Consider the following 18,797-nt stretch of genomic DNA (forward strand, 5'->3'; position numbering starts at 1 on the left):
TTCGGTTTAGACGAGGACTCTATTCCCGCCAAAGCAGCCTTTTCACCCCCGAAATTATACAGTCTGTATTGGTTTTACTGTCTCTTGCAAGATTTCCATCGCAAGTTGCAAAACCTGTTTAACCCTATTGAATTTTCGGCGCCGCGAACCTTTCTTTTTTGCGTATGATTATGCATTTCTCACTTTCCACTTTTCCCCGTTTCCACGGCCCTATTTTCACCTTTTGGGAAGGTTGTGGTTCTCCACGGAATTCTCTACTTGTTTTCCACACTTTAAACAGAGTTTTCCACAACCCAGTGAAAAAGCGATGGCTGTTTCCACCTCTCCACAAATTCACCACCGCAGCCACTGGAAAGAGAACGCCTCTTTTTTCCTTTGATAAAGCAGGTTTGCGCGGTTGTCCACATCCCAACCGCCCCTACTACTACGACTAAAAATAGAGTTCTATCCTGATCTTGTTATGGGAGGGAAAGAACCGTTGTGAAAAACCAGCCGGGCAAAACCGGCAAAACAAATTGCAATTGAGGTGAATGAATCCATGAACATTCTCTGTGATAAGGCCCTCCTAGTACAGGCTGTCTCCAATGTATCCCGCGCAGTATCGGGCAAAACAACCCTCCCGGCCTTGGAGGGCATTTTGATGGTGGCCAAGGGCGGCCCGGTCCAGCTGACTGGCTACGACCTAGAACTGGGCATTTCCACCCATCTGGAAGCCCAGGTCTTGGAGGAAGGAGAGATCGTCCTCTCCGCCAAGCTGCTGCTGGATATGATCCGCCGGATGCCTGGTGACCAGGTGGCCATTGAAAGCGATGCCAAACTGCTGACCCAGCTGAAAAGCGGGGTCACCGAATACACCATTTTGGGCATGCCTGCCACCGACTACCCGGAGCTTCCTTCGGTGACCGAAGGGTCCGCCATCCAGCTGCCCCAGACCACCTTGAAGTCGATGATCGACCAAACCTTGTTTGCGGTGGCAACCACCGATTCTAAACCAGTTCACACCGGTTCTATGTTCGACGTGGACGAAGAGGGGATCACCCTTGTTTCGGTGGATGGATACCGCCTGGCCCTGCGCCGGGAAAAGGTGAAAATCGGCCAGCCGATGAAGTTCATCGTCCCCGGCAAGACTTTGTCTGAGGTCTCCAAGCTTCTGGGGGATGAGGACACCCCCACCGAGCTGTTTATCTCCCGCAAACACATTGTGTTCAACATCAACGGATATAGCGTCATCTCCCGCTTGTTGGAGGGGGAATTTTTGGATTACCACGCCGCCATCCCTCAAAACAGCACCACTACTGTAAAAATCTCCACCCGCAGCTTTATGGACTCCATTGAGCGCACCAGCCTGCTCATCTCCGACCGGCTCAAGAGCCCCTTGCGGGTCAAATTTACCCAGGATCTGATCAAAGTTTCCTGCTCCACTACCATCGGCAAAGCCTATGATGAAATCCCCTGCTCCATCGACGGCGGGGAAGTGGAGATGGGCTTTAACAACAAATACATCCTAGACGCCCTCAAGGCCTCCGGCTGTGATGAGGTCAAGCTGGAGATCAGCGGCCCCCTCTCCCCCATGAAGGTAGTTCCCCCCGAAGGGGATCAGTTCCTCTTCCTGGTGTTACCGGTGCGGCTGAAGGCGGAATAATCGACCATACAAGGAGGGCGCCATGAGCGAACACAAGGAAATTATTCGGGAAACCATTGAGATCTCCACCGAGTTCATCAAACTGGATTCCTTTTTAAAATTTGCCGGCATGCTGGAGACGGGGGGCCAGGCCAAAGAGGTGGTCCAGGCCGGCCTAGTCTCGGTCAATGGGGAAGTCTGCACCATGCGGGGCAAAAAGATCCGCCCCGGAGACATCGTAGAGGTGGAGAATTACCGGCTGGAGGTTGTCGGGCGTGCGGATTGATCGCCTCACCCTCACTGGATTTCGCAACATCGGGGAGATGGAACTCTCCCCCTGCCCCGGCGTCAATGTAATCTACGGCGACAATGCCCAGGGCAAGACCAATTTGATGGAGGCCATCTATCTGTTCACCGGGGCCAAAAGCTTCCGGGGGGCGAAGGACCGGGAGATGGTGGGCTTGGGGGAGGTGAAAACCCTGCTCCAGCTGGAGTTTTTCGGCGAAGGCCGCACCCAGACCGCCCAGATTTCCCTGGCCCCCAAAAAGGCGGTTCACCTCAATGAGATTCTGCTGGACAGCAGCACCAAACTGGCCGGCCAGTTTACCGCTGTGGTTTTTTCCCCCAGCCATCTGTCCCTCATCCAGGACGGCCCCCAGGAGAGGCGGCGGTTTTTGGACACCACCATCTGTCAGTTGAAGCCCAAATACATCCGGGTGCTCAATGACTACAGCCGGGTATTGGCCCAGCGAAACAGCCTTCTCAAAGACGTGGCTTTCAGCTCCTACCTGCTGGATACCCTGGACATCTGGGACCAGCACCTGGTACGGCTGTCGGCCACCATCACCCGGACGCGGTACACCTATCTGGAGAAGCTCAAACAGCTGGCCGGGGAGGTGTATAAGGGTATTTCCCGGGAAAAAGAGGAATTCAGCCTGCGGTACCTGTCCAAAGCCTGCCCAGATCTTGCCGACCTCTCTGCCCCCGGGCTGGAAGAGGCTATCGCCGAGGCGGTGCGCAAAGCCCGCCGGGAGGACCTGAAGGCGGGCAGCACCACAGTGGGGGCCCACCGGGACGACCTGGAAATCTCCATCAATGGGATGAACGTCCGCACCTACGGCTCCCAGGGGCAGCAGCGAAGCGCCGTATTGGCCCTCAAGCTGTCCGAGTGCGGGATGATCCGCCAGCTCACTGGGGAGGAGCCTGTGGTCCTCCTGGACGATGTGATGAGCGAGCTGGACGAGAGCCGGAGGGAATACCTGCTCAACCACATGGGCGACCGGCAGATCTTCATCACCTGCTGCGACCCCAACTACTTCCGCCACCTGGAAGATGGGAAAAGCTTTCATATACAGGGGGGCGCCATCTATAAGGTGGAAGAATACGGCCGCCCCCAGAAGGAGGAAAATCCATGTATCTCCATTTAGGACAGGATACGGTAGTGCGCACCAGTGACATCATCGCCATATTTGACCTGGAAAACGCCTCCATCGCCAAATCCACAAAAGGGTACCTGGCCTCCGCCCAAAAAAACGGGATGGTGGTCAACGTGTCCACTGAACTTCCAAAATCCTTTGTTGTCTGCACCGAAAACGGCAGGACAAAGGTTTACATTTCCCAGATATCGTCGTCTACTTTAAAAAAACGCACCGGCTTTATCGCGGATATTGCCAATGTGTAGCCATAGGGGCACACAGACTTTAACGCAAGGAGAGTTTACCGTGCAGAACACACCACAAACCGAAACATATGATGAAAACCAAATCCAGGTGCTGGAAGGGCTGGAGGCTGTCCGCAAACGGCCCGGCATGTACATCGGCTCCACCAGCACCCGGGGCCTGCATCATCTGGTCTATGAAATTGTAGACAACTCTATAGACGAGGCGCTTGCTGGCTACTGCACCGACATCAAGGTGGAAATCCTCCCGGGGGAGGTCATCCGGGTCACCGACAACGGCCGCGGCATCCCGGTGGGCATCCAGCACCAGCAGGGCATCCCTGCGGTGACGGTGGTATTCACCATCCTCCACGCAGGCGGCAAGTTCGGCGGTGGCGGATACAAGGTCGCCGGCGGCCTCCACGGCGTGGGCGCTTCGGTGGTCAACGCCCTGTCGGAGTGGCTGGAAGTCCGGGTGTTCGACGGGTCCCACATCCACTACCAGCGCTTTGAGCGGGGCAAGATCATCTGCGACCTGAAGGTCGTCGGGGAGACCGACAAAACCGGCACTGAGGTCACCTTCAAGCCGGACGCTCAGATCTTTGACGACACCGTCTTTGACCGTGAGACCTTGGAGACCCGGCTGCGGGAGCAGGCGTTCCTCAACGCCGGCCTCAACATCATCCTGGAGGACAGCCGCAGCGGGGAGCCGGTAGTGCAGAAGATGCACTACGAAGGCGGCATCCGCAGCTTTGTGGAGCATATCCACCAGCGCAAAGGGCTGGAGGTCCTCCATGACGGGGTCATCTACATCAGCGGCCAGAGCGGCGACAGCCTGGCGGAAGTGGCTATGCAGTACAACGACAGCTACAACGAGCTGATCCTGTCTTTTGCCAACAACATCAACACCACCGAGGGCGGTACCCATGAGGTGGGCTTTAAAAACGCCCTCACCCGGGTGATGAACGACTACGCCCGCAAGTTTGGCATCCTCAAAGAGGCGGACAAAAACCTGACCGGCGACGATGTCCGGGAGGGATTGACCGCCATTATCTCGGTCAAATTGACCGACGCCCAATTTGAAGGACAGACCAAAACCAAGCTGGGCAACAGCGAGATCCGCCCCTTGGTGGACAACATGGTCTATGAAAAGCTGACCACTTATTTTGAAGAAAACCCAGCTGTGGCGCGGGCTATTTTGGATAAATCCCTCAATGCGGCCAAAGCCCGGGAAGCCGCCCGCCGCGCCCGGGAGCTGACCCGCCGCAAATCCGCCCTGGAGACCGCCTCTCTGCCCGGCAAGCTGGCGGATTGCTCTGAGCGGGACATTGAACAGACGGAAATTTACATCGTAGAGGGCGACTCGGCAGGCGGTTCGGCCAAATCCGGCCGGGACCGCCGGTTCCAGGCCATCCTTCCCCTGTGGGGCAAGATGCTCAACGTGGAGAAAGCCCGTCTGGACCGGGTGTACGGAAACGACAAGCTGATGCCGGTGGTCACCGCTTTGGGATGCGGCATCGGGGATGAATTTGACATCTCCAAGCTGCGGTATGGCAAGGTAATCATCATGGCCGATGCCGATGTGGACGGTTCCCACATCCGCACTTTGTTGCTCACCTTCTTCTTCCGGTTCATGCGTCCCCTCATTGAAGAGGGCCATGTGTACATTGCCCAGCCCCCCCTGTTCAAAGTTTCCCGGGGCAAGCAGGTGCGCTATGCCTACGATGAAAAACAGCGGGATCAATACATCGCGGAGCTTTACCCCGATGGCACCACCAAGTCCGACGTGCAGCGGTACAAGGGCCTTGGTGAGATGGACCCGGAACAGCTGTGGGAGACCACCATGAACCCGGAGAACCGCACCATGCTTCGGGTGGAGATGGCCGACGCCATGAAGGCGGACGAGATTTTCACCATCCTTATGGGTGAAAAGGTCGCCCCCCGGCGGGAGTTTATCGAAACCAATGCCAAATATGTGCAGAACCTGGATATTTAGCGGGGCGGTGACAGAATGGACGAACAAAAAAAGCCTATTTTAACCCTGGAATATACCATACAGCCGGAGGAGTACCTCCACTTCAACCAGTATTTTGCCAAGGAGAATTTCCAGGCGAAGAAGAACAAAACCACTTTGGTGGGCGCCATTGAAACGGTGGTGGCTCTGATCCTTCTGTATGCCACCGCCACTGGGGAGGGCCAGTACCGCTTGATGCTGATCCTCCTCTCGGCGGCGCTAGTGGCCTTTGGCCTGTACAGCATGCTGTTTTACACCGTCATTTTTCCCTGGTCCTTGAAAAACGCTGCCCGGAAGAACTATGAAAAAAGCGACTATCTCAAAAACCCCATCCGGCAGGATTTTTACCCCGATTCGCTGGTGGAGACCAGCCAAGGGGTGGAAAACCGCTTTTACTGGAACGAGGTCTCGGAGATCCGGGAGACCCCTATTCTCTTCATGCTGATTTTGGAAGAGAAGCGGACCATTTTGATCCCAAAATCCGGCCTGGGCGACCAGATCTACGAGCTGGATGAATGTCTCAAACTGATTGAGCAGAAATATGGCAAACAACGGATTGTCAGCCAATAAACCGGGCCTCCTACCGCAACGGCAAGCAAGGCCAATTGGAAATAAAGGGTGAAAAGAAACAATGTTTAGTGACGCATCAACTGTAATCAATGTGGACATCGAGAACGAGATGAAAAAAAGTTTTCTCGATTATTCCATGTCGGTCATCGTCAGCCGTGCGCTGCCCGATGTCCGGGATGGCTTGAAGCCGGTCCACCGCCGCATCCTCTACACGCTGTATGAAAATGGCCTGGGGCCGGATAAGGCCTACCGCAAATGCGCCGACACCGTCGGTTCGGTGCTGGGCCGGTACCATCCCCACGGCGATGCATCGGTCTATGACGCTATGGTCCGCCTGGCCCAGGATTTTTCCATGCGCTACCCCCTGGTGGACGGCCATGGAAACTTCGGTTCGGTGGACGGCGACCCGGCAGCTGCCTACCGGTATACCGAATCCCGGATGAGCCGGATCTCCACCTCCATGCTCACCGATATTGACAAAGACACTGTCGATTTTACCTCCAACTACGATGACCGCCTGAAGGAGCCGGTGGTCCTCCCTTCCCGCTACCCCAACCTTCTGGTCAACGGCTCCACCGGCATCGCTGTGGGCATGGCCACCAACATCCCCCCACACAACCTGGGGGAGGTCATTGACGGGGTCTGCTGCCTCATCGACAACCCGGACGCCACCCTGGAAGAGCTGATGGAGCACATCAAAGGCCCGGATTTCCCCACCGGCGGCGTCATCATGGGCCGCAGCGGCATCCGGGCGGCTTATGCCACCGGTCGGGGCAAGATCACCCTGCGGGCAAAAACCGAGATTGAGGAGCACAAAAACGGCCGGGAGCGGATTGTGGTTCACGAGATCCCTTACATGGTCAACAAAGCCCGCCTCATCGAAAACATCGCCGACCTGGTCAAGGATAAACGGGTGGATCAGATCAGCGACCTGCGGGATGAATCCGACCGGGACGGCATGCGGATCGTCATTGAGCTGAAGAAGGACGCCAACGCCCAGGTGGTGCTGAACCAATTGTTCAGCTACACCCAGCTCCAGGATACGGTTGGTGTCATCATGCTGGCGTTGGTGGACGGCCAGCCCAAGGTCATGGGCCTCAAGGAGATCCTCTCCCACTATATCCAATTCCAGGAGCAGGTCATCGCCCGCCGCACCCAGTTTGACCTGCGCAAAGCAGAGGAGCGTTCCCACATCCTGGAGGGCATGAAGCTGGTCTGCGACCACACCGATGAGGTCATCGAAATCATCCGCCACTCCAAGGATCAGCCCGATGCCAAGGTCAATTTGATGGAGCGGTTCGGCATCACCGATGTCCAGGCCACCGCCATCGTCTCCATGCGCCTTGGGCAGCTGTCCGGTATGGAGCGGATCAAGATTGAGACCGAATTGGACGGCCTTTATGCCAAGATCGCGGAACTGCAGGCCATTTTGGCCGACGAAGGCAAGCTGCTTGCCATTGTCAAAGAGGAGATCCAGGTGATCCGGCAGAAATACGCCGACCCCCGCCGCACCGAGATCCAGATGGTAAGCGGCGAGGTGGATATTGAGGACCTGATCCCAGTGGAAGACTGCGTGGTCACCCTGACCCACTTCGGCTACATCAAGCGCCAGCCAGTGGACACCTACAAGACCCAGCGCCGCGGCGGCCGGGGCATCTCCGGCATGGCCCGCCGGGAGGAGGACTTTGTGGAGGAGCTGTTCATCTGCTCCACCCACGACTACATCATGTTCTTCAGCAACCGGGGACGGGTCTACCGCCTCAAGGGGTATGAAATTGCAGAAAGCTCCCGCGCCTCCAAAGGCATCAATATGATCAACCTCCTCCCCTTGGAGAAGGATGAGAAGATCACCTCCATGATCCGCATGTCCGAATTTGAGGAGGACAGCTTCCTGGTGATGGTCACCAAGCAAGGCGTCATCAAGCGGACCGAGACAAGCAGTTACCGCAACGTCCGCAAAGGCGGCCTCATCGCCATCAACCTGGACGAAGGGGATGAACTGGCCTGGGTCCGCCAGACCGACGGCCAGAGCCAGCTGATCGTGGCCACCAAGAACGGCATGGCCATCCGCTTTGAGGAGCAGGATGCCCGCGCCTTGGGCCGCACTGCCCGCGGTGTGAAGGCCATCACCTTGGAAGAAGGGGATGAAGTGGTAGGCATGGCAGTGGTCAACGAAGGGGAATACCTGCTCACTGTCAGCGAAAACGGCCAGGGAAGAAAGACCTTCCCCGATGAATACCGCATCCAAAGCCGTGGAGGCAAGGGAATCCGCAATTACTACACCGACAAAAACGGCCCTGTGGCCGGGGTGCTCATGGTCAACGATGAGGATGACATCTTTGTCATCAGCGAAGACGGCGTCATCATCCGGACCAATGTGGCGGAGATCGCCCAGCAGTCCCGGTATGGCGGCGGCGTGCGGGTGATGCGCATCCAGGAGGACAACAAGGTTGTCGCCTTGGCCCGTGCCCCCAAAGAGGTGGACTCCGCCGAGGAGGCTGAACCCCAGGAGGCCGAAGGGGAATCCCCCGCTGCCCAAGAACCTTCTACAGAGGAATAACCAAAGCAAAACAGCGCCGTCCAAGAGGATGGCGCTGTTTTTGACTGCTGCATTTGTGAAAACTGCGGGGTTGGGGGCAGCTCTCCCCTTCTATTTTTGTACAGCATGAGACGGGAAGATTTGCAAACAGTCATTGCATATTCATTCAAAAAGATGTATAATAATTCCCATAAAGGAGGGAGAATATGAAACAATATTCCTTTGATCATTACTATATTTACAGCGAAATGACCACGGTGTTACAGGAGTTGGCAGCGGAATATCCTGGACTTATAAAAATGCACTCCATCTGCACCACAGTCGATGGGCATGAAGTCTGGGCCACCGAGATCACCAACTACGCCACCGGCGGCGCCCTGGAAAAACCGGCTTACTATGTGGACGGCAGCCACCACGCCGGCGAGGTGACCGGTTCCATGGCGGCGATCCATCTGATCGTCACCTTGGTGCAGGGCTACGGCAAAAAAGACAATATCACAAATCTGCTGGACAATTTCACTGTCTATGTCATCCCCCGCATCAGCCCCGACGGCGCGGAGAAGGTGTTGACCACCCCGGAACAGCTCCGCTCGGTCAACCGCCCCTATCCCTTTGAGGAGTGGATGCCCGGCCTCCACCCCGAGGATTTGGACGGCGACGGCGTCATCCGCATGATGCGGGTCCCCGACCCCACCGGTGTCTGGAAAGCCATGGACAAAGATCCCCGCATCCTGGTGAAGCGCTCTCCCTCCGACTTCGGCGGAACCTATTACCACCTCTACCCCGAAGGGATCATCGAAGGGTACGACGGCGTCCATGTCCAGCCGGCAGAGGGAAAATGGAACTTGGATTTCAACCGGAACTACCCATTGGGCTGGTTCCCGGAGAACCGCCAGCCCGGCGCAGGCAAATACCCTTTGAGCAACCCGGAAAACAAAGCAGTGGTGGATTTTGTCCTCTCCCACCCCAACATCTGCGGCGGCGTGACCTACCACACCTCTGGCGGCTGCTACATCTATCCTCCGGGGACCAAACCGGAGAAACAGGCCGACTCCCGGGATATGCGGATGTTCAAGGAGATTGGCGCCATGGCCACCGAGGAGACCGGCTACGGCTGCTTCAACATCTTTGACGCCTTCCTCACCGACACGGTAAACTACTCCTCCGGCGCCTTTGACGACTGGATGTACAGCACCCAGGGCATCCCCACCTATACCGCAGAGCTGTGGGATCTGGCCATCCGCGCCGGGGTGCCCAATGTCTACCCCCGCACCACCCCCAAGACCGACGCCGAGAAAGCGGAGGCCCTTTCCCTCTGCTACCAGTGGATCGATGAGAACGCCAAGCAAAACAAGGCGGTCCCCATCTTGGGTTGGACCCCCTACGACCACCCCCAGCTGGGCAAGGTGGAGATCGGCGGCCCGGATTTTAAATTTACCTGGCAGAACTGCCCCATCGGCTTCCTGGAGCAGGAGGTGGAGAAAAACACCAACTTCTGCTTGCGGATGGCCGCTGCCCTTCCCCGGGTGCAGATTGACAAGATGGCCGCAGAACAGCAGGCCCAGGGGATCTACAAGGTCACTGCCCTGGTGCGCAACGCCGGATACCTGCCCACCTTTGTCTGCAACGAGGCCAAAACCCTCGGGGTGGACGATCCGTTGACCGCTAAACTGGAGACCGCCGGGGTTCTCCTCTCCGGCGAGGCCGAAGGGAAAATCGGTCATCTGGAAGGATTCAGCGGGGTGAAAGCCCTGGAACTGGACAGCAGCTCCTACAAATACGGCAACGCCAAGGCATTCCACCAGGAGGAGTTTGTCAAGGAACTCACCTGGGTGGTTAAAGCTCCAGCCGGAACAGAGGTCTCCCTCACTGTGTCCGGCAAAAAATGCGGAAGCAAAACAGCGTCCATCACCTTGTTGTAAGGGCCCTCGTGCCGGCCCTTTGAACCCCCGGCCAGGAGGGCTTTATCAAGATTCCATCTTGCAGTGGCTTTGCAGGCGCTCCGCCCTGCACCCGGCCCCATTTTCTGGCGAAAGAAAATGGGGGAAAAGTTCGCCGGGGAGACCCCGGTCCCCCTATCTGTGCGCCACAATGGGTACGCTCGGAAGATTTCCCTTAGAGGCTCTCCACGCCTCAAGCAGGAAATCTTTCCGCTGACGCGGATGCCCTCGCGGGGCTGTAAAGAGTCTATTTTTCTCGGTAGCCACCCCCGGCAGAGGGGGCTTTTTAAGGGGGGCCGGACTTCGACTGTGCCGCGAGTAGTTCGGCCCCCCTTAAATGCGCTTTGGGGTTGAGGGGGCTTTTCGCATAAAAGCGCCCCTCACCGGGGGTGCGGGGGCTGGAAGCCCCAGAAATCAAGGTTTTAAGGGGAGGTTCCCCTGAAGGATATAGGGCCTGGGGTGCAAGGAACCCCAGAAATACATAAAGGTTTGTTAAAAATAGCAGGCCGCCGATGCCATCGGCGGCCTGTTATTTCATATCGCGCATTATTCCTCTTCAAAATTGTATGCCGTATATTTTCTTATTTTCTGGAACGAGGAACAAAACCGTCACCAAACAGAATAGGGCCGTGTTCTGCTTCCCAAGATTCAATGTGACGGAGAATCAACTGCTCAATTTCTTTGTTGGCGGAACGGCCAGAGCGGTCGGCTATGTATTTTAACTTATCCATGGTTTCGGATGGAATACGCAGAGCATAGTGTGGTAACTTTGATGGCATAGCAATTCCCTTCCTTAGTTGTCTATGTGACATCATATTAGCATCAATAATAAATTTTGAAAAGCTATTGACAACAAGGTGGCAACTAAATTATAATATAGACAACAAAGTGACAACACTAAAGAAAAGTGTAGAGCCGTGCATCTCTGATGGCTTGAGCATAAATAGGAGGGCAAGGATATGCAAAAGGACAGCACCAAACAAAAAGCGCTGGATTTTTTGGACTGGATGGACACCCACTATGAAGATTGGGTTTCGGTGAGCTGTTCCATCGATACTTGCGAACTCAGCGATGCCGACACCATCCACATTTTAAACAAAGCTTATGAAAATGGCTTGGTGGAACTTTTTTTCGCCTATTTTATGAATGTGCGGGAAGCCAGGGCCATCGAGGAAACCAGGGATCGGTATTTCATCCAGCTGCTGAAAAAGGAGGTGGAGCGGGATGGCTTAGAGGGCGTCTTCTATCCCTTTAAAAAGCAGCTGCAAAATCGAACATGAAAAAACAGCCCTGTCCTTGGGACAGGGCTGTTTTGTATGGGGGATGCTGCTAAAAAATAGTACAGTTTGTATTTAGAAGTTCATTTTCGCCTGAATGTAGGGGATCAAGTCCTCAATTTTAATCCGCTCCTGGGCCATGGTATCCCGGTCGCGGACAGTGACACAGCCATCTTCCACCGAATCGAAGTCGTAGGTGATGCAGAAGGGGGTGCCGATCTCATCCTGGCGGCGGTACCGCTTGCCGATGGAGCCTGCGTCGTCGTAATCCACCATAAACGCCTTGGAGAGGGCTGTGTAGACCTCTCCGGCCTTGTCGTTCAGCTTCTTGGAGAGGGGCAGCACACAGGCTTTGAAGGGCGCCAGGGCGGGATGGAGCCGCAGCACAGTGCGCACATCCCCTTCCCCGACAGTCTCCTCATCGTAGGCGTCACACAGGAAGGCCAGGGCGATGCGGTCAGCGCCCATAGAGGGCTCTACGCAGTAAGGGATATACCGCTCGTTTGTCTCGGGGTCAAAATAATCCAAGGTCTTGCCGGAGTGCTCCGAATGGCGGGAGAGGTCGAAATCGGTGCGGTCGGCGACGCCCCAAAGCTCGCCCCAGCCAAAGGGGAAGAGGTATTCAAAGTCAGTGGTGGCTTTGGAGTAGTGGGAGAGCTCCTCGGGTTTGTGGTCCCGCAGCCGGAGGTTTTCCTCCTTCATGCCCAGGTCCTGGACAAATTTGTGGGTGTATTCCTTCCAGTACTGGAACCAATCCAGATCGGTGCCGGGCTTGCAGAAGAATTCCACTTCCATCTGCTCAAATTCCCGGGTGCGGAAGGTGAAGTTGCCGGGGGTGATCTCGTTGCGGAAGCTTTTGCCGATCTGCGCCACGCCAAAGGGGACCTTTTTGCGGGTGGTGCGCTGGACATTGGCAAAGTTGACAAAGATGCCCTGTGCGGTTTCCGGCCGCAGGAAGATCTCGCTCTTGGCGTCCTCGGTCACCCCTTGGAAGGTTTTGAACATCAGGTTGAATTTGCGGATGTCGGTGAAGTTGGAGGAGCCGCAGTTGGGGCATTTGATCCCCTTCTCCCGGATGAAATCCAGCATCTGCTCGTTGGTCCAGCCGTCGGCGACCTCCCCAGTGGCGTCTTCGATCAGCTTGTCAGCGCGGTGGCGGGTTTTGCAGTCTTTGCAGTCCATCAAAGGGTCGGTGAAGCCGCCCACATGGCCGGAAGCCACCCAGATTTCCGGGTTCATCAAAATGGCGCTATCCAGCCCCACGTTGTAGGGGCATTCCTGGACAAACCGTTTCCACCAGGCTTTTTTCACATTGTTTTTGAATTCAACCCCCAAGGGGCCATAATCCCAGGTGTTGGCCAAGCCGCCGTAAATCTCCGAACCGGCGTAGACAAAGCCCCGGTTTTTACACAGGCCGACAATTTTGTCCATGGTTTTTTCGCTGTTATTCATAAACGTTCCATCCTCCCTCGGGTGCCGTTTGATTCATTTTCATCAGGACACACGCTATTGTTCTATTTTAGTCTAGCAGGGGAAAGAAGTCAAGGGAAACGGGGATAAAACGGGCTTTTCAAGGGGATTTTCAGGCACAATTTGGTTGACAACAAAACCGGGATGAGATATAATAAACTGTACGTTGGGAGGCGCCCCTCACAGCAAGAGGGGGACGGTTTCGCCGGGTGGCTTTCCTATTCAGAAAGTGAAATAATAGCGGGGTGTGGCGCAGTTGGTAGCGCGCGACGTTTGGGACGTCGATGCCGCAGGTTCGAATCCTGTCACTCCGACCACCAGGCAAGGGCCTGGAGCCGTTTCGCGCTCCAGGTCTTTTCCTATAACCAGAACAACTGCCCGCGTCCGGGATAGTTCCAAACCGGACCCACTTCGTTGAGCTCCGATTTGGTGCCGCCCATAGGGCGGCTGTTTTTCGTTTCTGACAGAAATATCGATTTTAACCGTCCTTTACAGTCGGGAACCTCGACGCGCAAGTCGCGTTCGGGGTTTTTGGTTTATTTGGGCTTTGCGCCCGCGTTTATGGCGGGTATCTTTTTGTACTGCAAACCCCAAAGAGCGAAGGCTTAAACCTTCGCTCTTTTTTCAACTCGGTGGGTTTCTCACAGCTGGGTTGCAATTCTTCTGGTATTCGGAAATAGAATATCTAAGAGATTATCCCATAACTGGGGTATGGAAAGGAAAATCCGATCATTGCCCAGCATATGTCGCTGCGGCACCGCCGCTTTTCCCACTCCTAGTCCAGGCATTCCATCAGCTGAGGTGCCTGCCTGTTCCGTTCGGAGGGGGATTTTAGTTGCCAGAGCCGGATTCAGAAGTGGATTGTTGGCTGTTTCTACCAATTCTAAATTTTTATATAGATTTTTTTAACAAAGTTTAAAAAATCTGTTGATATTTTAGAAATCATATTATATACTGAAACCAACAGAAGCGAAACTGGGTGTCAAAGGCCAGTCCTGTGGAAATGTAGCATGAGCATTGGTTGTGACGGAAAATACAGTAAGGGAAGGAGTTGAGGATCTCCATCAGGATATAGCCCCAGCCGCTCCAGTGAAAAATCCGGTGCGAACCGGTGCCTTTAGCTGTCAAAGACAGCTGTAGGTGCAAAAAACAATCTTTTCACGACAAAGGAGGGTACCCAATCTTATGGAACTGCCGTATTTAAAAACTGCAAATAGTTTATTTATGTGGATTTCCTGTATTCCCGCTGTAGCATTGGTCTTTTTCCAGGCGTACATTTTTATGAAGAGGGCTTGGAAGACCGGTCCGCAGATGGGCGTTACCAAAGAGCAGATGAAAGAAGCCGCCAAGTCTTCGCTGGTGGCCTCTATCGGCCCCTCGATTGTAATTGTAACCGGTATGGTCAGCCTTTTGGCTTCCGTTGGCGGTCCCCTTGCATGGATGCGTTTGGCTTTTATCGGATCGGTTATGTATGAGCTCCCCGCAGCGGACCGTGCCGCCACTGCGGCAGGATGCCAGCTGGGCACCAGCAACATGACCATGGAAGCCTTTGCAAACTGTGTATGGATTATGACGGTCTGCTGCTTGGGCTGGATTTTGGTTTCTGCACTCTTCACAGATAAAATGGAAGTCATCCGCGATAAAGTCACCGGCGGCAGCATGGATGCCATCGTCGCTTTGACTGCAGGTGGCGGCATGGGCGGTTTCGGCTACATGGTCGCACAGAGATTCCTGCCGTTTAAGATTGACAACGCCAATATGTGGGCTGCTCTGGTTGGGTTTATTGTGATGTGGGGGATTAACGTTTACATGAAGAAGAACCCCAAAGCCAAATGGGCACAGCAATTCGGCATGACCATCGCCATGTTCTTGGGAATGGTCGCTGGCACCTTCTTCCTGCTGTAACCCCGTCCGATATGATCTGTGAAAAGGAGGCAGAGTAATGAACGAAACAAGTACAAGTAACAATATCTTTAGAGGCGAATTCTTACCTTGGATCATCAAATGGGGCAGGGCAACCAACCTGTTGGGCGTAGTCCTGGTATTCGGCCCCTGTTTGGCTCTGGCGTTGCAAGGCATATTCCCAAGCTGGGCAGCATTTGGTGCCGCATTGGCCGTCCAACTCCCGCTGAGTGCCTCCGCCTACATCCGTGAGCCTATTTCTTACTTCACCATGCTGGGCGTTCCGGGTACATACATGGCATTTTTGTCCGGCAATATTTCTAACCTGCGTGTTCCCTGTTCGTCCATCGCTACCCAATCGGCGGGCATTGTAGAAGGCACCGATCAAGGCACCATCACCGCTACCATCGGCTGTGCAGTCTCCACCTTTGTCAGCACAGCGTTCCTCACGGTGGGCGTTATCGCCGGCGCATGGATCCTGGATATGATGCCTCCCATCGTGATCTCGGCGCTGAACCTGCTTCTCCCCGCTTTGTTTGCATCTCTGCTGGCGAACTATGCGTTCCAGAAGATCAAACTGGCCTTCATTGTGATTCCAGCTTGCTTTTTGATCTACTTCGCTCAGATTTCCGGCCTGTTCAGTATCTTCCCGGCGATCCTAGTCCCTGCAATTCCTCCACTGATCTGCAGCTTTGGCGCTATGGGTCTTGGTGTAGCAATGTCCAAGAAGGATGAGAAAAAAGCAAAACAGCAATAAGCTGTGACAGATTTTCGTTAAAACAAAAGGGGTCCTGCACAATCTGTGCGGGGCCCCTTATTCTGTAGATTGGGGTAAGGAAGACCTGCCCGCCCGTTGAAAGAGTGACGACATCATTGAGCTTTTTTACGGGATGTTGAACCGGCTGCAGGAAGGCTGCTGGCCTCAAATAGAAGGGTTGTTTCAAAAATAAGGGGCGGCCCTTTAAAACAGCTCCTTTGTTTCTTGGCCGGCGCGGTACTGGAGCTGTTTCTAGGGCCTCTGGGCCTGTTGCAGTTCTGTAGGCGGCGATGGACAGATTTTCCATAAAAAAATAGCAGCAACCCCTTGACATCCCCACAATGCGATGCTATACTTATATGCGTCGCTAAGCTTTATTGGCTGGTGTAGCTCAGTTGGTAGAGCAGCTGATTTGTAATCAGCAGGTCGGGGGTTCAAGTCCGTCCACCAGCTCCATTACAATTCTCTTTTTATATGGGAGATTTCCCGAGTGGCCAAAGGGGGCAGACTGTAAATCTGTTGTCTCTGACTTCGGTGGTTCGAATCCACCATCTCCCACCATCCTGAGTCTGAACGCAATTCGTGTTCAGACTCTTTTCCTTTTCCGGTCGAGACCCTTGCGGCGAGGGCGGCATCTATACTTTTCGTCCCTTCTATTCAAAAGCCTGGAACCATTTGGTCCCAGGCTTTTTCCCTTTTCTCAATCAGAAAATCTCACTTCGGGGCCTTCCGACAAGGAAGACCGCGGCCTGAGGGCAGATGTCCTTGCATCTGCTACTTTCCTGCGCTACAATGAAATAAGACCTTATTCCTATAAGAAGGGCGGGATATCATGGAAAAATATGCCCATACCAGCGAGGATGGAACCCGCAAACAGACAGTGGCTGAGCATTTGATGGGCACAGCGGAATTGGCGGCCTGCTTTGCTGCCCCTTTTGGGGCCCAGGAGGTGGCCCAGGCCGCAGGATTGCTCCACGATATAGGGAAATACAGCGATGCCTTCCAGAGGCGGCTGTTGGAGGGCGGCGGGAGAACCGACCACTCCACAGCTGGGGCTCAGGTGGCGTTTCGCCAAAGAATGGCGGAAGTTGCCTTTGCGGTAGCGGGCCATCATGGGGGCCTGCCCGACGGGGGAAGCCGGTTGGATGGCCCCGACTCCCCCACCCTTTTGGGCCGGGTCAAACGTTCTGTGGAGCCCTTTGGCCAATGGGAAAAGGAGATCAGCCCCCCAACTGGTGGGGTTGACCGCAAATTCCAGAAGGACAATTTCACCGACGCCTTTTTCACCCGGATGCTGTACTCCTGTTTGGTGGATGCCGACTATTTGGACACCGAGACCTTTATGAACGGCTCTCCGGCACCGCGGGGCGGTTCTGTTTCCATAGGGGAATTGCTGTCCCGGTTGGAGCGGTACATCGCCCCATGGTGGGAGCCGGACACCGATTTAAACCGGCGCCGCTGCGCTATCCTGCGCCAATGCCTCACTGGTGGCAGCCAATGGGAAAAAGGGCTTTACACCCTCACCGTGCCCACCGGCGGGGGCAAGACGGTGAGTTCCCTGGCCTTTGCCTTATCCATGGCCAAAGCCCAGGGGATGAGCCGGGTGGTCTATGTCATCCCCTACACTTCCATTGTGGATCAGACTGCAACGGTTTTCTCCCAAATCCTGGGGGAGGAAAATGTCCTGGAGCATCACTCCGGGGCAGATTATGCTGTAGAAGAAGGGGGTTCCCCTGCCGCTTACCGGAAAGCATTGGCCACCGAAAATTGGGATGCACCAGTGGTGGTCACCACGGCAGTGCAGTTTTTTGAATCCCTGTTTGCCGCCAAGAGTTCCCGCTGCCGGAAACTACACAATTTGGCCAACAGTGTGATGATCTTTGACGAGGCGCAAACCCTGCCGGTGCCTTATCTCGCCCCCTGCGTGGAGGCGATTTCCCAACTGGTACAGCATTATGGCGCAACCGCGGTGTTGTGCACCGCAACCCAGCCAGCGCTGGAACCGCTGTTTCAAGAGGCGGCCCCAGACCTCCCCATCCGGGAGATCTGCCCGGATACCCAGGGGTTATACCAGGCTTTTCGCAGGACGACGATGAAAACCCTGGGGGAGATTTCCCGGGAAACCCTATTGGAGGAGTGGCAAGGCCGCCCCCAATTCCTTTGTGTGGTCAACCGCCGGAAAACCGCTCAGGAGCTGTACTCCTCCCTGCCTCAAGAGGGGAGCTATTGCCTCACGACCCTGCTGTGCCCGGCGGACCGAAAAGCCAAGCTGGGGGAGATCCGCCGCCGGCTGAGGGAGGGCCTCCCCTGCCGGGTGGTCTCCACCTCGCTGATAGAAGCGGGGGTGGATGTGGATTTCCCCATTGCCTACCGGGAGGAGGCGGGGTTGGATTCTATTATGCAGACAGCGGGCCGCTGCAATCGGGAGGGAAAGCGTCTGGCAGAGGAGAGCGTTGTAGCGGTGTTTCGCCTGACGGAGAGACCTGTGGCTATGATCGCCCAGAATATAGCGGCAGCTAGGCAGGTTCTGCGCAAGCACCAGGATCCGGCGTCTCCGGAAGCCATCCGGGAGTACTTCCAATTTTACCGCACCCTCAAGGGGGAGGAGGCGCTGGACCAGAAACAGATTTTGGATCTGTTCCGGCGGGGATACCAGGGCAGCTGTTTCCCCTTTGCCGAGGCGGCCCGGCGGTTCCGGCTGATCGAGAGCCCAACGGTGCCTATTTACATCCCCGTTGGGGATGGGGCGAGGCTGGTGGAGCTCCTGCGGGAAGGGCGTTGGAGCCAGGGCCTTTTCCGGGCGTTGGGCCAGTATGTGGTGAATGTCTACCCCCAGCACTACCAAGCTCTTTTTGACGCTGGGGCGCTGGAACAAGTGGAGGAGGCCGCCGTCCTGCGGGACCCCGCGTTTTACCACGGGGATACCGGCCTTCAATTGGATGTGGAAACCGGAAAAGGGTGGTTCCTGTGACAGAAAGCCAGATAAAACGCCGGAGGGGCAGTATCCCCTCCGGCGTTTTGCTATATACAGATGTAGAATTTTTGTGTTT

The 18,797-nt window shown here is 55.4% G+C and carries 14 protein-coding genes and 3 tRNA genes; 15 read left to right on the forward strand and 2 right to left on the reverse strand.

Going from position 1 to position 18,797, the window contains the following annotated elements; translation table 11 throughout:
• Positions 1 to 538 precede the first annotated feature (538 nt).
• The 8 genes from dnaN (at position 539) to BQ5353_RS06280 (ending at position 10,323) form a co-directional block, all read left to right on the forward strand.
• Complete coding sequence (dnaN, locus tag BQ5353_RS06245; protein ID WP_071427499.1) at positions 539 to 1,642, forward strand: DNA polymerase III subunit beta; 1,104 nt, start codon at positions 539 to 541, stop codon at positions 1,640 to 1,642.
• A gap of 22 nt (positions 1,643 to 1,664) precedes the next feature.
• Positions 1,665 to 1,907 carry an RNA-binding S4 domain-containing protein gene (locus BQ5353_RS06250; RefSeq protein WP_054331918.1) on the forward strand — a complete coding sequence of 81 codons (243 nt, stop codon included), beginning with the start codon at positions 1,665 to 1,667 and terminating at the stop codon, positions 1,905 to 1,907.
• Positions 1,897 to 3,048, forward strand: coding sequence for a DNA replication/repair protein RecF (recF, locus tag BQ5353_RS06255; RefSeq protein WP_071427500.1), 1,152 nt, complete (start codon positions 1,897 to 1,899; stop codon positions 3,046 to 3,048). Before BQ5353_RS06250 ends, recF begins: the two co-directional genes overlap by 11 nt.
• Complete coding sequence (gene remB / locus BQ5353_RS06260; protein ID WP_071427501.1) at positions 3,033 to 3,302, forward strand: extracellular matrix regulator RemB; 270 nt, start codon at positions 3,033 to 3,035, stop codon at positions 3,300 to 3,302. Before recF ends, remB begins: the two co-directional genes overlap by 16 nt.
• Complete coding sequence (gyrB, locus tag BQ5353_RS06265) at positions 3,295 to 5,274, forward strand: DNA topoisomerase (ATP-hydrolyzing) subunit B (protein WP_071427502.1); 1,980 nt, start codon at positions 3,295 to 3,297, stop codon at positions 5,272 to 5,274. The genes remB and gyrB overlap by 8 nt, the downstream gene beginning before the upstream one ends.
• A gap of 15 nt (positions 5,275 to 5,289) precedes the next feature.
• Positions 5,290 to 5,862 (forward strand): YcxB family protein, encoded by a 573-nt coding sequence (locus BQ5353_RS06270; RefSeq protein ID WP_054331915.1) that lies wholly within the window; start codon positions 5,290 to 5,292, stop codon positions 5,860 to 5,862.
• Positions 5,863 to 5,923: 61 nt separating this feature from the next.
• Complete coding sequence (gyrA, locus tag BQ5353_RS06275; RefSeq protein WP_054331914.1) at positions 5,924 to 8,422, forward strand: DNA gyrase subunit A; 2,499 nt, start codon at positions 5,924 to 5,926, stop codon at positions 8,420 to 8,422.
• Between the two features lie 185 nt (positions 8,423 to 8,607).
• Positions 8,608 to 10,323 carry a M14 family metallopeptidase gene (locus tag BQ5353_RS06280; RefSeq protein ID WP_071427503.1) on the forward strand — a complete coding sequence of 572 codons (1,716 nt, stop codon included), beginning with the start codon at positions 8,608 to 8,610 and terminating at the stop codon, positions 10,321 to 10,323.
• Between the two features lie 599 nt (positions 10,324 to 10,922).
• Here the strand turns inward: BQ5353_RS06280 and BQ5353_RS06285 are convergent.
• Entirely contained in the window at positions 10,923 to 11,120 is a 198-nt protein-coding gene (locus tag BQ5353_RS06285) for an Arc family DNA-binding protein (RefSeq protein ID WP_054331911.1), read from the reverse strand.
• 180 nt (positions 11,121 to 11,300) lie between these two features.
• Here BQ5353_RS06285 and BQ5353_RS06290 point away from each other — a divergent pair, with 180 nt between their 5' ends.
• The gene (locus BQ5353_RS06290; protein WP_054331910.1) at positions 11,301 to 11,621 is read left to right on the forward strand and encodes a hypothetical protein; all 321 of its coding nucleotides are present in this window, start codon (positions 11,301 to 11,303) and stop codon (positions 11,619 to 11,621) included.
• A 72-nt stretch (positions 11,622 to 11,693) separates the two neighbouring features.
• On the opposite strand, the gene BQ5353_RS06295 is transcribed toward BQ5353_RS06290, so the two are convergent.
• Entirely contained in the window at positions 11,694 to 13,070 is a 1,377-nt protein-coding gene (locus tag BQ5353_RS06295; RefSeq protein ID WP_054331909.1) for a glycine--tRNA ligase, read from the reverse strand.
• Between the two features lie 259 nt (positions 13,071 to 13,329).
• On the opposite strand from BQ5353_RS06295, the gene BQ5353_RS06300 reads away from it, so the two are divergent.
• From BQ5353_RS06300 to BQ5353_RS06325, 6 genes are all read left to right on the forward strand, one after another.
• Positions 13,330 to 13,405: transfer RNA gene (locus BQ5353_RS06300), tRNA-Pro, on the forward strand.
• Between the two features lie 868 nt (positions 13,406 to 14,273).
• Positions 14,274 to 14,993, forward strand: a complete 720-nt coding sequence (locus tag BQ5353_RS06305; protein ID WP_054331908.1) for a DUF5058 family protein — start codon at positions 14,274 to 14,276, stop codon at positions 14,991 to 14,993.
• Positions 14,994 to 15,030: 37 nt separating this feature from the next.
• Complete coding sequence (locus BQ5353_RS06310) at positions 15,031 to 15,747, forward strand: hypothetical protein (protein WP_054331907.1); 717 nt, start codon at positions 15,031 to 15,033, stop codon at positions 15,745 to 15,747.
• Between the two features lie 380 nt (positions 15,748 to 16,127).
• Positions 16,128 to 16,203: transfer RNA gene (locus BQ5353_RS06315), tRNA-Thr, on the forward strand.
• A gap of 20 nt (positions 16,204 to 16,223) precedes the next feature.
• Positions 16,224 to 16,308: transfer RNA gene (locus tag BQ5353_RS06320), tRNA-Tyr, on the forward strand.
• A 271-nt stretch (positions 16,309 to 16,579) separates the two neighbouring features.
• Positions 16,580 to 18,718: a CRISPR-associated helicase/endonuclease Cas3 gene (locus BQ5353_RS06325; protein WP_071427504.1), complete on the forward strand. Its 2,139-nt coding sequence runs from the start codon at positions 16,580 to 16,582 to the stop codon at positions 18,716 to 18,718.
• Positions 18,719 to 18,797: the final 79 nt, after the last annotated feature.

Origin of the sequence: Merdimmobilis hominis, assembly GCF_900104615.1 — a bacterium.
Taxonomy (GTDB): Bacteria; Bacillota; Clostridia; order Oscillospirales; family Ruminococcaceae; genus Merdimmobilis; species Merdimmobilis hominis.

What these genes read in the sequence shown, in the direction of transcription:
- dnaN (WP_071427499.1), top strand. Translation starts at nt 539, where the DNA reads ATGAACATTCTCTGTGATAAGGCCCTCCTAGTACAGGCTGTCTCCAAT.
- BQ5353_RS06250 (WP_054331918.1), top strand. Translation starts at nt 1,665, where the DNA reads ATGAGCGAACACAAGGAAATTATTCGGGAAACCATTGAGATCTCCACC.
- remB (WP_071427501.1), top strand. Translation starts at nt 3,033, where the DNA reads ATGTATCTCCATTTAGGACAGGATACGGTAGTGCGCACCAGTGACATC.
- gyrB (WP_071427502.1), top strand. Translation starts at nt 3,295, where the DNA reads ATGTGTAGCCATAGGGGCACACAGACTTTAACGCAAGGAGAGTTTACC.
- BQ5353_RS06270 (WP_054331915.1), top strand. Translation starts at nt 5,290, where the DNA reads ATGGACGAACAAAAAAAGCCTATTTTAACCCTGGAATATACCATACAG.
- gyrA (WP_054331914.1), top strand. Translation starts at nt 5,924, where the DNA reads ATGTTTAGTGACGCATCAACTGTAATCAATGTGGACATCGAGAACGAG.
- BQ5353_RS06280 (WP_071427503.1), top strand. Translation starts at nt 8,608, where the DNA reads ATGAAACAATATTCCTTTGATCATTACTATATTTACAGCGAAATGACC.
- BQ5353_RS06285 (WP_054331911.1), bottom strand. Translation starts at nt 11,120, where the DNA reads ATGCCATCAAAGTTACCACACTATGCTCTGCGTATTCCATCCGAAACC.
- BQ5353_RS06290 (WP_054331910.1), top strand. Translation starts at nt 11,301, where the DNA reads ATGCAAAAGGACAGCACCAAACAAAAAGCGCTGGATTTTTTGGACTGG.
- BQ5353_RS06295 (WP_054331909.1), bottom strand. Translation starts at nt 13,070, where the DNA reads ATGAATAACAGCGAAAAAACCATGGACAAAATTGTCGGCCTGTGTAAA.
- BQ5353_RS06305 (WP_054331908.1), top strand. Translation starts at nt 14,274, where the DNA reads ATGGAACTGCCGTATTTAAAAACTGCAAATAGTTTATTTATGTGGATT.
- BQ5353_RS06310 (WP_054331907.1), top strand. Translation starts at nt 15,031, where the DNA reads ATGAACGAAACAAGTACAAGTAACAATATCTTTAGAGGCGAATTCTTA.
- BQ5353_RS06325 (WP_071427504.1), top strand. Translation starts at nt 16,580, where the DNA reads ATGGAAAAATATGCCCATACCAGCGAGGATGGAACCCGCAAACAGACA.